Consider the following 12,408-nt stretch of genomic DNA (forward strand, 5'->3'; position numbering starts at 1 on the left):
GTCAGTCCTTTGTGCCTTGGGCGATTCGTTCGTTGGCGGCATCCGGCGTGATCACCGTGCCGCCGATGCGGTCGAACACGTCCAGCAGGAAGCCGTAATTGCCATGGTAGAGCGCATGATGCAGGTGATGGCGGCGGCTGGCCTGAAGCGGGCCGCGGGCCGGCGCATGGCGGCTGAACTCGTAATTGGCGTGCCCCAACACGTTGAGCATGATGCTCATCACCGGCAGGCTGAGCAATGCGATGGCGCTGAAATCGTGCAGCAGCATCGGGATGATCGGCACGCTGCCGAGCAGCAAGGCTTCGACCGGGTGGAAGGCATAGGTCGAGAATGGCGTCGGCGTGTGCGAACGATGATGCTCGGCGTGGAAACGGCGCAAGGGGCGGGTGTGCAGCAAGCGGTGGCAGGCATAGAAATGCAGCTCGTTCCACAGGAACAGGGCGATGATTTCCAGCGCGACACGCAGCGCGCCCGGCTCGGCCACCAGCCGCGAGATACCGCTGCGCAGCAGCCACCACGGCAGCAACACGCCCATGCCGAACAGCAGGATCGACACGCAGGAGCGGCCGATTTCCCGGCGCAACTGACCCGGCCGCAAGGGGCGCGGATCAAGCCGGCGACCGAAGCCCAGGCGCGGCAATGCATGCCGCGAAAGCCACCAGCCGAGCAGGCCGAAACCGAAGTAGAGGACAGCGAAGTACGCGGTGCCGATGGCCGCCACCTGCAGGGCCGACCAGTCGGGCAGGGTGACGGAAGTGATCGGGGTGGTCATGAACACGGCCCGTGCAGCGTCACGATGGCGGCAGCATAGCCCGCAACCGGGGTGTGCGTCGCCGGATCAGATGGCGGGATGCGGCGTCGCTGCGCCACGCGCCGGCAGCGAGTGCGTCAGTAGCTGTATTCCAGCACCAGCACTTCGCTGCGCTCCTGCACCAGCTCCTCGCGCAGATGTTCTTCCACCGCCTGGCGACCGGCGCCGGCTTCCTCGGCGGCGAAGCGCAGCGCGGCGTCGCGATCTTTCCAGGTCAGGGTCACGCGGAAGTCCCACTGGTCCTTGCCGGCGGCCAGCTGTGGCTGGGCGAGTCGGATCGCAAGCAGATGGCCGGCGCGCTTTTGTGCCTGCAACACCGGCAGCCGGGTCTTGCGATACAGCGCAATGAACTGTTCGGCGCGACCGGGGCGGGTCCAGAAGGTCTGTTCGACCACGAACGGCATGCTGCCGGCTTCAGCATCCGCGCGCGCAGGCGCAGGCAGCAAGGCGGTGATGGCCGCCAGCAGGACGAGCAGGGGCAGGGAAAGGTGTATGCGGTTCAACATCAATCTCCGAAAACCGGGCGTGCGTATCGATCCAGCCGGGCTTGATCAACTCGCGGCCGCGCGCAGTGCATCGCGTGGCCAGCGCGTGGTGATCGCGGCACGGATGCCGGCCGCATCCAGCCCGGCCTCGGCCAGCAGGTCTTCGCGGCTGGCGTGGGCCTGGAAGGCATCGGGCAGGCCCAGGTGCAGGATCGGCAGCTGGATGTCTTCGGCGGCGAGCAGTTCGGCCACGGCCGAGCCGGCACCGCCGGCGATCACGTTGTCCTCCAGCGTGACCAGGCCCTCATGGTTGCGGGCCAGATCGAGCAGCAACTCGCGATCCAGCGGTTTGACGAAACGCATGTCGACCACGCTCAGATCCAGCTCCGCGCCAACCTGTTCGGCAGCCGACAACGGGGCGCCGAAGGCAAGCAGGGCGATGCGGTGTCCGCGGCGCTTGACCACCGCCTTGCCGACCGGCACGCCGTCGAGATCGTTGCCGGCGGTGATGCCGGTGCCACTGCCGCGCGGGTAACGCACAGCGGCCGGGCCGACATGGCGATGGCCGGTGGACAGCAACTTGCGGCATTCGGCCTCGTCGCTGGGTGTCATCACCACCATGTTCGGCACGCAGCGCAGGTAGCTGAGGTCGAGGTTGCCGGCATGGGTGGCCCCGTCCGGGCCGACCACGCCGCCGCGGTCGATGGCGAACAGCACGTCGAGGTTCTGGATCGCGACATCGTGCACCAGCTGGTCGTAGCCGCGTTGCAGGAAGGTGGAATAGATCGCCACCACCGGCTTGGCGCCTTCGCAGGCCATGCCGGCGGCGAGGGTCACCGCGTGCTGTTCGGCGATGGCGACGTCGAAGTAGCGCTCCGGGTATTCCTTGCTGAAACGCACCAGCCCCGAGCCTTCGCGCATCGCCGGGGTGATCGCCAGCAACTTGTCATCGGCCGCGGCCATGTCGCACAGCCAGTCGCCGAACACGTCGGTATAGGTCGGTTTCTTCACCGCGCCGGGCTTGGACACCATGCCCAGTTCCGGGTCGAACGGGGACACCGCGTGGTAGCCGATCTGGTCGGCTTCGGCGCGCTCGTAGCCCTTGCCCTTGGTGGTGATGACGTGCAGCAACTGCGGACCTTTGAGGCCCTGCAAGGTCTTCAGCGTGGACACCAGCGCATCGATGTCGTGACCATCGATCGGGCCGGTGTAGTGGAAGCCCATTTCCTCGAACAGGGTGGAGGGCACGAACATGCCCTTCCAGTGTTCTTCCCAGCGCCTGACGAAGCGCGCCGGCTGGCCGTCCTTGTCACCGAGCAGCTTCTTGCCGCCTTCGCGCAATGCGTTCAGCGTCTTGCTGCCGGACATGCGCCCGAGCATGCGGGTCAGGCCGCCGACCGCCTCGGAGATCGACATGCGGTTGTCGTTGAGGATCACCAGGATGTCCGGCTCCTCGTCCATGCCGCCGGCGTGGTTGAGCGCTTCGTAGGCCATGCCCGCGGTCATCGCACCATCGCCGATCACCGCCACCACGTGGCGATCGCTGCCGGCATGGCGCGCGGCGATTGCCATGCCCAGTGCGGCCGAGATCGAGGTCGAGGAATGGCCGACGCCGAAGGTGTCGTATTCGGATTCCTCGCGCTTGGGGAACGGTGCCACGCCGCCTTTCTGCTTGACGGTGTGGATCGCGTCGCGGCGGCCGGTGAGGATCTTGTGCGGGTAGGCCTGGTGGCCGACATCCCACACGATGCGGTCCTCGGGCGTGTCGTACACGTAATGCAGCGCCGTGGTCAGTTCGACCACGCCGAGGTTGGCGCCGAAATGGCCACCGGACTTGCCCGCGGATTCGATCAGGTAGGCGCGCAGCTCGTCGGCGATGGCGCGCAGCTCGCCTTCCTCGAAGCCGCGCAGGTCGGCGGGGGAATCGATGCGCGCCAGGCGCGGATAACGCGTGGAGTCGATCATCCGCCCATTTTACGGTGGCCGCGCAGGCGATGGGTGCGCTGGATGTGAAGTCGAGGCAACCGCCGGGTGATTTTCCCGGTCAAGCCGCTGTAGCCGGCCGCCAGCCGCAGTCCGTTGCGCGTGCCGGGCGCACGCCCATGCGGTTGCATCCATCTGTGGTCGATCAGTCCAGACGGCGCCTGGGCTTGCGCGGCATCTGCGCGGCAAGGAAGTCCATCTGGTCGGCGAGGATGTTGCGATTGGACAGGATCAGATGCTCGATCCAGCTGGGCCGGTAGGGCACCGCGATCAGCGGCATGTTGGCCTGCTGCGGGGTGCGGCTGCCCTTGCGCGAATTGCACTGGTAACAGGCGGTGACCACGTTTTCCCAGATGTCGCGGCCGCCACGCGACACCGGCAACACGTGGTCACGAGTCAGCTGCTGACGCGAGGGGCGTTGGCCGCAGTACATGCACAGGTGCGCGTCGCGTGCGAACAGCGCGGCATTGGTCAGTGCCGGTGTGGGGTCGAGTGCGCGACCGCGGGCATGGCCGCGCGCGGCAACGATCGGATGCAGGTCCAGCGTGCTCTGTCGGCCGGTCAGGCGCGAAATGCCGCCATGCACGGTCAGGCACGGCTCGCCCAGCGTCCAGGCCACGGCGTCGCGTGCATACAGGCAGGCGGCGTCCTGCCAGCGGATCCATTCCAGTGCCCGGCCATGCGCATCCAGCGCGAGGAAGCGCACGCTGGCGGGGTGGGGCGGGGAGAAAACCGGGCTGTCCGATCCCGTGGCGGGGCCGGTTTCGATCTGGCGCAGGCGTGCGCGTTCGATACCCATTGAAACAAAAGCTTATACGCCAAACATGACGATTTGTGTAGTCCGCGCCGCAAAAGGTCGCAACAGCGCATGGTTGCCCGGCGGCCAGCAGCCGCCGCGCAGCTGCCACGTCGCGGGTGGATAGTGAGGATTCATCCGAACGCATCCGCCGGCAACGCCATCAGGTTGCCGGCACCGCTTTCGATCGCCGCCTTGTGTACCAGCGTGCGCGGCAGGATGCGCTGGTAGTAGAAGCGCGCGGTATCGCGCTTGGCCTGGCGGAAGGCGGGTGCATGCTCGCTTGCTTCTGCTGCGGCCACCGCGCGCGCCCACCAGAAGGCCAGCAGCACGTAGCCGGAGTGGAACAGGTAATCCCACGCCGCCGCGCCGATTTCCTCGGCATCGCGGGCGGCGGCACTCGCGACATGCGCGGACAGTGCCTCCCATTCGTCCAGTTTGGCGGTGAGCTGCGGCAGCAGTTCGGCCAATGCCGGGTTGCCGGCCTCGTCGCGGCAGAACGTGCGTGCGTCTTCCAGCAGCGCACGCAGTCCGGCGCCCTTCAGCGCCAACAGCTTGCGACCGACCAGATCGAGTGCCTGGATGCCGGTGGTGCCTTCATACAGGGTGGTGATGCGCGCATCGCGGGCCAGTTGCTCCATGCCGTGCTCGCTGATGTAGCCGTGGCCACCGAAGCATTGCAGCGCGAGCGAGGTGCACTCGTTGCCCCATTCGGTGAGACAGGCCTTGACGATCGGGGTGAGAAAGCCGACCACCGCATCGGCACGTTCGCGCGCGGCGGCGTCCTGCGCATGCGCGGCGACATCGACCTGCACGAAGGCATGGCAGGCGAGCAGGCGTGCGCCTTCGATCAACGCCTTCTGCGTCAGCAACATGCGCCGCACGTCGGGGTGGACGATGATCGGATCGGCCGGCTGCGCGGGGAAGGCCGCGCCGGACAATGCGCGCCCCTGCACCCGCTCGCGGGCATAGGCCAATGCGTTCTGCCACGCGCGCTCGGCCAGGCCCAGGCCCTGCAGGCCGACCGCCAGTCGCGCCGTGTTCATCATGGTGAACATGGCCTTCAGGCCGCGATGCGGCTCGCCGACCAGCCAGCCCTGCGCCGCATCGAAGTTCATCACGCAGGTGGCCGAGCCGTGGATGCCCATCTTGTGTTCGATCGCGCCGCAACGCAGTGCATTGCGCTCGCCGAGGCTGCCGTCTTCGGCAACCTTGAACTTCGGCACCACGAACAGGGAAATGCCGCGGCTGCCAGTGGGCGCATCGGGCAGCCGCGCCAGCACCAGGTGCACGATGTTCTCGGCCATGTCGTGCTCGCCGGCGGTGATGAAGATCTTGGTGCCGCTGATGGCATGGCTGCCATCGTCATTGGGCGTGGCGCGGGTACGCAGCAGGCCGAGGTCGGTTCCGGCCTGGGGTTCGGTCAGGCACATGGTGCCGGTCCAGCGGCCTTCGACCAGCGGCTTGAGGAACACTTCGCGCTGCCAGTCGTTGCCGTGATGCAGCAGCGCCTCGGTGGCGCCGTGCGAGAGCAGCGGGAAATTGCCCCAGGCAAGGTTGGCGGCGTCGATCATTTCCTTGACCGCGGCACCCAGCGATTCGGGCAAGCCCTGACCGCCGTAACGCAGCGGCGCATTGAGGCCGGGCCAGCCGGCCTCGACGAACTGCGCGAATGCGGCGGCGAAGCCGGGCGGGGTGCTCACCTCGCCGCTGTCGGCATCGAAGCGGCAGCCCTGGTCACCGACGGCATTGAGCGGTGCCAGCACCTGTTCGCAGAAGCGTGCGGCTTCTTCCAGCACGGCATCGGCCAATTCGCGCCCGGCCTCGTCCAGCCCCAGCGCAGTCCAGGTGGACTCGACCTGCAAGACATCGAACAGCGCAAAGCGCATGTCGGCGAGGGGTGCCTGGTAATGGCTCATCGCAATCCTCTCCCGATCTCAGCGCAACACGCCGGGCAGGCCCGGGGCCGGACTCAGCGCACTGTCGCGTTGCACTTGGAACTGGCGCATGCCGGCGCCATCGGGCGTGGCATGGACACGGCCTTGCAGACGGTAGCCGATGCTGCGGCCGGCAGCGAGCGCGTCGGCCACCTGCAGGCGTGCCTGTGCATCCGGAGTCAGCGTCAATTCGATGACGTCGGCCGACTCGGGCGGGATCGACAGCCCCGGCTGTGCGCTCAAGGTACCGGCCTTGGCACCACCGACGTCGAGCGCGAGTTCGATGCGGTCGAAGCGCATCGCCACCGCGCTGTAGTTCTGCAGGCGCAGGTTGAGCGTCCATCCGCCACTGGCATCCACGCTCAATTGCTGGATGCTGGCCGCGGGCTCGGATACCCGCCGGCTGCCGCCGCTGGCGCAGGCGGCAAGCAAGGCGACAAGGAGAAGTGGAACAAGGATGCGCAGTGCTTTCATCGACGACTCCTGGCAGTGACGTCCCGAGGATAGCGCGCCGCGCTGACTCGTGACTTGCAAATCCGCCTGCGTGCAGGGAAGTGCTTGATCGTGCTCAACGTTTGGTTAACAGGCATTCGTTAGAGTGCCCGACACGCCATTCAGGAATCGGTGCCGATGAAGAAATTGATCATGGTCCTGGCCGCCATCGTGCTGCTGCTGTTGGCGGCAGTCGCGGTTGCCGCCGTGGCACCGCGCTGGATGGCGCCGCGCATGGAGCTGGAGGTCGATGTCAAAGACCCGGAACTGATTCGCCAGGGCGAGTACCTGGCGCGTGTCGCCGACTGCGGCGCCTGCCATACCGCGCCGGGTGGCAAGCCATTCGCCGGTGGCCTCGGCATGCAGACACCGATGGGTGCGATCTATTCCACCAACATCACCCCGGATGCCAGGACCGGCATCGGCGAGTACGACTTCGCCGACTTCGAACGCGCGGTGCGCCGTGGCGTGCGCCGCGACGGCAAGGCGCTGTACCCGGCGATGCCGTTCGTCTCCTACATGATCGCCTCCGATGACGAGATCAAGGCGATGTATGCCTACTTCATGTCGGCGGTGGAGCCGGTCGAGCAGACCAATCCGGCGGCGACCATTCCCTGGCCGGCCAACATGCGCTGGCCGCTGGCGTGGTGGCAGATGTTCTTCGCCCGCAACCGCAGCTTCGAGCCGGATCCGTCGCTGGATCCGGTGGCGCAACGCGGTGCCTATCTGGTCGAAGGCCTGGCCCACTGCGGCGCCTGCCACACCCCGCGCGGCATCGGTTTCCAGGAAAAGGCGCTGAAGGATGATGCCAGCGGCGTGTATCTGTCGGGCTCGGTGCTGGAAGGCTGGTACGCGAAGAATCTGCGCAACGAGGGGCTCGGGCTGGCGACCTGGACCGAGGACGAAGTCCACGAGTTCCTGCGCAGCGGGCGCACCGACCGCACCGCCGCCTTCGGTGGCATGGCCGACGTGGTCGAGCACAGTACCCAGCACATGAGCGACGAAGACCTGCGTGCGATGGCGCGCTATCTCAAGCAACTGCCGGCACGCAAGGGCCGCAGCGAAACCTGGGAGCCGCGCGAGGACACCACCACCGCGCGCCTGCGCGCCGGTGATTACAGCGAGCGCGGCGCGCTGGGCTACGTCGAGTACTGTGCCTACTGCCATCGCAACGATGGCCGTGGCGCACCGCGCATCTACCCGGCGCTGGCGGGCAACTCGATCGTGTTCGCCGAAGACCCCAGCTCGCTGATCCAGGTCACCCTGGCCGGTGGCCGCATGGCCGAAACCCGGCATGACGTGATGACCTTCGCCATGCCCGGCTACACCCATGTCAACAACGAGGAACTGGCCGAGATCATCACCTTCATCCGCAATGCCTGGGGCAACCACGGCAGCGAAGTGAAGCCGGTGGACATCGCCCGCATGCGCCGGGTGATCGCCAACAAGCCGCGCCACCACGTGCCGGGGGTGCAGGTCGAGGAGGAGCAGGCACCATGAACAAGACTTCCGTTGCAGCCTTGCTGCTGTTGCTGGCGGTGGTGATCGCCGGCGCCTGGGGCTGGCACCGCTACCAGAACCCGGATCTCGACGCCCCCGCCGCGCAGCCGCTGGCTGTGCTCGATGGCGAAGGCCGTCGTGTGGGCGATTACATGGCACCGCGCATGTCGGGCATCAGCGAGCTGCCCAATGCCGACGAGGTGATGCTGGGCCGCCGCCTGCTCAATGAAACCGCGCGCCTTTTGCCGGAGAACGTCGGCAACGGCCTGAACTGCAACAGCTGCCACATGGCGCAGGGCAAGCGCCCGTTCAGCAACCACTACCTCAACGCCGCCGCGCGCTATCCGCGCTTCATGCCGCGGCCGGGCAAGCCGATCGACCTGGTGCAGCGGATCAACGGCTGCTTCCAGCGCTCGATGGATGGCCATCCGCTGCCGCCGGAGTCGAAGGAGATGAAGGCGATGCTGGCCTACATGGGTTGGCTCGGGCAGGGCCTGCCCGAGGGGCACAGCATCGAGGCGGTCAGCGAAGGGCCGATCGACAACACGCTCGAGCCCGATCCTGCCAACGGCCAACGGATCTACGCGCAGCAATGCGCGGCCTGCCACGGTGCCGATGGCGAAGGCATGAAGGACCAGTTCGGTGATTACATCCATCCGCCGCTGTGGGGTGATGATTCCTTCAACATCGGCGCGGGCATGGCGCGGTTGTACAAGGCGGCGGCCTTCGTGAAGCACAATATGCCGGTCGCGGTCAGCATGGAAGCACCGCTGGGCCAGATCCTGATGAGTGACCAGGACGCGGTCGACGTGGCGTATTACTTCACCCAGAAACCGCGCCCGGATTTCGCCGGCAAGGCGGGAGACTGGCCGGATGGCAACAAACCCAAGGACGCGCGCTACTGAGGCGCGCGCGGAGAAATCGATGAACAGGCTTTTCCCGCTCGCCGCCAGTGGCTTGCTGCTGGCCATGGCCCATCCTGCCTTGGCTCAGGCAGCCGCCGGCGAAGCCAGGCCGGCCCCGGCCACCAAGTTTTCGACCACGATCTTCGTCAATGCCAGCGATCGCCAGCATGAAGGCCGCAGCAGTGCCGACGAAGGCCTCGCAGTCGACCTCAAGCGCCTGTTCCTGCGGCTTGACCATCGTTTCAACGAACAATGGTCCGCGCAGTTCATGACCGACGTGCAATGGCATCGCAACAGCGATCCCACCGACATCTGGCTGCGTCATGCCTACCTCGAGCGCAAGCTGGGCAATGGCGCGCAGTTGCAGATCGGCAGTGCGCCCACCCCATGGATCGCGCAGGAATCGCGCGAAGGCTTCCGCTACGTCGACCCGCAGCTCATCGCCATGAACCGCATGGGGGCAGCAGCGGATTACGGCATCCACATCAAGGGCCGGCAGGGCCAGGTCAGCTATGCCGCATCGCTGGTCACCGGCGCCGGCTTCCAGCGCCCGCGGCTGGGCAAGCGCCCCGACGTGGAAGTGCGGGTGGGCTGGTTCCCGGTGAAGTCGGTGGAACTGGCGGCCGGTGCCTACCACGGCACCCGGGCGCAGGATGCCGGCAGCCGCGAGCGTGAGCACACCGCGCAACGCTGGAACCTGATGGCGAGCTGGGTTGGCGAGCGCGGTCGCGCCGGCGTGCAATATTTCCGTGCCGACAACTGGACCCAGGTGGTGCGCCCCGAGGAGGACGCCAGCAACGGCTGGTCGGCCTGGGGCAGCTACCGGATCGCACCGCAATGGACGGCGTTCGCGCGGCATGACCGTACCCGCATGAGCCGTCGACTCGACCCCAGCCGCGAACAGCGTTACCACCAGCTTGGCGTGGAATGGAAGCAGGGCCCGCACCTGCGCCTGGGCCTGGTCGGCAAGCGCACCACGCTGGATTCAGACGCCCGCAACACCCGCACCAACGAAGCCGGGGTATGGGCGATGCTGAGTTATTGAGTGCATGCGGCAAGCCGGCACAACATGCTTGCGTGCAAATGAAAAAGGCCTGCAGCGATGCAGGCCTTTTCGATGCGATGGTGGCCGGGGAGGGAATCGAACCCCCGACACGGGGATTTTCAAGCCCGGATTAGGGGGTTGTCCCCGCCAATCGGATCAAGCACTTGCACCATGTATCCGATGCGCTAGACCGCTGTTTTTAAGCGGTATCGGTTGCATCACAGGGATTATGGGTGTTAAATGGTGGTCACTTCGGGGACACCCGTTATCGGATACGTGCCGGATATTTCCGGGCCATATCCGACAACCGGGAACCCCGCCACCAGCCCGAGGACACCCCGAATGGCCAAGTTCGCTTTCACCGATTCCGCCCTGGCGAAGCTGGAGCCGACCCCCGGACGGCCCCGCATCGATTACGACGATGGCGACGTGCGAGGCTTCGCCATCCAGACCACACCCGCTGGCCGCAAAACGTTCCTGCTGGTGTATCAAGCCAAGGCCACGGGGCGCGAGCGCCGCATGGTCATCGGCCAGTACGGCAAAGCCCCTGCCCTGTCCCTGTCTGCCGCCAAGCGCAAGGCCATTGCGCTAAGGGCCGCAGTCAATGACGGTGGCGACCCGTGGCAAGAGGCCAAGGACGCGCGCGCCGCCGCAGAGGAACGCCAATCAACCGGATCGCTGGGCGCGCTGCTGGAGGCGTACACCGACGCGCTGGAGCGTGACAAGAAGCCCAGCGCCGCCGCCACGCGCAAGGCGCTGGAGACCAACGTGCAAGCGCCCTGCCCTACGTTGTGGAAAAAGCCCGCTGGCGAGGTCACGGTGGATGACTTGCTGCAACCGCTGGCGAAGCTGATCCGCGCCAAGAAGTACCGGCAGGCGGAAAAGGTGCGCAGCTACATCCGTGCCGCGTACACGATGGCCGCCAAGGCCAAGGGCAAGGCGAACAATGCCGACCTGTTCAAGAAGTTTGCGGGCCTGCCCAACATCGCGCGGGATTTGGAGACCATCGACCGGCCTAAGATCGACACCGAAGCGATGGAGGAACAAGGCAAGCGGGCGCTTTCGCTGGAGGAATTGCGGGCCTACTGGAAGCGGATCACCGCGATGGACGATCCAGACGGCGCGCTGTTGCGCTTTCACCTGCTGACCGGGGCGCAGCGCGCGGCGCAGTTGGCGCGCGCGACCACGGCGAACGTGGACGGCGACACGCTCACGCTGTTTGATTCCAAGGGCCGACGCAAGCAGGCGCGCCGCCATGTCGTGCCGCTGATCCCCGACGCGATGCAGGCAATGGAGGCGATGCAGGGCAGCGAGGGAAAGCACGTGTTCACCATCGACGCTGGGCAGACCGGCGCGGAGTACCACGTACTGCGGCACCGCGTGGCCCAAGTTGCCGCCGACATGTTCACCGCCGGAGAGGTTGCGGAACCCTTCACCGCTGGCGAGTTGCGGATCACCGTTGAGACCCGGCTACAGGCGGCAGGCGTGAACGAAAGCACCCGCGCACACCTGCAATCGCATGGGCTGGGCGGTGTCCAGAATCGCCACTATGCCAAGCACGATTTCAGCGATGAGAAGCGCGAGGCGCTGGAGTTGCTGCGGATGCTTTGCGAGCCGCCAGCGGACAACGTCACGCCGATTAAGCGCGAGGTGGCGGCGTGACCGACCGCTTGGAAGTGCGCGCCATGACCTACGGCGACGGCAAGGCATGGGCAGAGGTGTTCGTGAAGCCCGAGCTTGTCGGCGGGGCATCTATCCCAATGCTGGTGACAGGTGGCGGCGACACCGAAGCCGAAGCCGTCGCAGAGATCGACCGCAAGCTGTCCACGCCATTCTGCGATGCCTATGCGTCCCAGCTTGGCGACACGATGGACGCGCGCGCGCTTGGCGCGTGGATGGAGCACTGCACCAAGTACCCGGCTGCAACGATCACTGACAAGCAGGTGACGGCAGCAGCGAAGCCGATAAGCACCGCAGCGCGCCGTCTACGCTCGGCGCTGGCGCTTCACGATGAGACAGCCGAGGGCCGCATCCTGGACGTTGCATGGCCGCTGGGGAAGCGTGCTGATTTGGGCGCATTCCGCAACGTGCTGGAAACGCTTTGCACACTGCCCGAACGGCTGGAGACGGCAGGTTGGGAGACTCACTCCAAAGGCGGGCCGATGCCGAAAGGTGGCGCTGATGATTGGCTGGTCAACGCGCTGATGGAGGGCTGGGAGAAGGCCATCGGCAGGGTAAGCGCAGCACCCCGCAGCCGCTTCATGCGGGCCGCGCCGTCGCTGCTGGCGTTGTCCAGTGTCACGTTGGGCAAAGACCCCGAAAGCAAGATCAAGCGGATGCTTGCGCGGAATCGTCGGCACGATGATCGACCCCTTCCGCCAATCACAATGGGGGGCGCTAACTAGGCCAACAAAGCCGAGTTAGCGCACTCCCGCGCCATGCCCTGCATCACCA

The 12,408-nt window shown here is 66.4% G+C and carries 11 protein-coding genes; 5 read left to right on the top strand and 6 right to left on the bottom strand.

The window, feature by feature from the left end:
* Position 1 precedes the first annotated feature (1 nt).
* The 6 genes from ACW11F_RS00780 to ACW11F_RS00805 all read right to left on the bottom strand — a co-directional run bounded on the left by ACW11F_RS00780 (position 2) and on the right by ACW11F_RS00805 (position 6,486).
* On the bottom strand, positions 2-772 hold the full coding sequence (locus ACW11F_RS00780) for a sterol desaturase family protein (protein WP_456994921.1): 771 nt from the start codon (positions 770-772) through the stop codon (positions 2-4).
* Between the two features lie 116 nt (positions 773-888).
* Positions 889-1,314 (bottom strand): hypothetical protein, encoded by a 426-nt coding sequence (locus tag ACW11F_RS00785; RefSeq protein WP_456994923.1) that lies wholly within the window; start codon positions 1,312-1,314, stop codon positions 889-891.
* Positions 1,315-1,362: 48 nt separating this feature from the next.
* Positions 1,363-3,261, bottom strand: coding sequence for a 1-deoxy-D-xylulose-5-phosphate synthase (gene dxs / locus ACW11F_RS00790; RefSeq protein WP_456994925.1), 1,899 nt, complete (start codon positions 3,259-3,261; stop codon positions 1,363-1,365).
* A gap of 163 nt (positions 3,262-3,424) precedes the next feature.
* Entirely contained in the window at positions 3,425-4,078 is a 654-nt protein-coding gene (locus ACW11F_RS00795; protein WP_456994927.1) for an HNH endonuclease, read from the bottom strand.
* Positions 4,079-4,209: 131 nt separating this feature from the next.
* The gene (locus ACW11F_RS00800; RefSeq protein WP_456994929.1) at positions 4,210-5,994 is read right to left on the bottom strand and encodes an acyl-CoA dehydrogenase C-terminal domain-containing protein; all 1,785 of its coding nucleotides are present in this window, start codon (positions 5,992-5,994) and stop codon (positions 4,210-4,212) included.
* Between the two features lie 18 nt (positions 5,995-6,012).
* Positions 6,013-6,486, bottom strand: coding sequence for an NDR1/HIN1-like protein (locus ACW11F_RS00805; protein ID WP_456994931.1), 474 nt, complete (start codon positions 6,484-6,486; stop codon positions 6,013-6,015).
* Positions 6,487-6,642: 156 nt separating this feature from the next.
* On the opposite strand from ACW11F_RS00805, the gene ACW11F_RS00810 reads away from it, so the two are divergent.
* From ACW11F_RS00810 to ACW11F_RS00830, 5 genes are all read left to right on the top strand, one after another.
* Positions 6,643-8,004: a c-type cytochrome gene (locus ACW11F_RS00810; RefSeq protein WP_456994933.1), complete on the top strand. Its 1,362-nt coding sequence runs from the start codon at positions 6,643-6,645 to the stop codon at positions 8,002-8,004.
* Positions 8,001-8,909 carry a c-type cytochrome gene (locus tag ACW11F_RS00815; RefSeq protein WP_456994935.1) on the top strand — a complete coding sequence of 303 codons (909 nt, stop codon included), beginning with the start codon at positions 8,001-8,003 and terminating at the stop codon, positions 8,907-8,909. The genes ACW11F_RS00810 and ACW11F_RS00815 overlap by 4 nt, the downstream gene beginning before the upstream one ends.
* Positions 8,910-8,928: 19 nt before the next feature.
* Positions 8,929-9,954 (top strand): hypothetical protein, encoded by a 1,026-nt coding sequence (locus tag ACW11F_RS00820; protein ID WP_456994937.1) that lies wholly within the window; start codon positions 8,929-8,931, stop codon positions 9,952-9,954.
* Between the two features lie 342 nt (positions 9,955-10,296).
* Positions 10,297-11,616, top strand: coding sequence for a tyrosine-type recombinase/integrase (locus tag ACW11F_RS00825; RefSeq protein ID WP_456994939.1), 1,320 nt, complete (start codon positions 10,297-10,299; stop codon positions 11,614-11,616).
* The gene (locus ACW11F_RS00830) at positions 11,613-12,359 is read left to right on the top strand and encodes a hypothetical protein (protein WP_456994941.1); all 747 of its coding nucleotides are present in this window, start codon (positions 11,613-11,615) and stop codon (positions 12,357-12,359) included. The genes ACW11F_RS00825 and ACW11F_RS00830 overlap by 4 nt, the downstream gene beginning before the upstream one ends.
* Positions 12,360-12,408: the final 49 nt, after the last annotated feature.

It is taken from the genome of Luteimonas sp. e5, assembly GCF_054031035.1.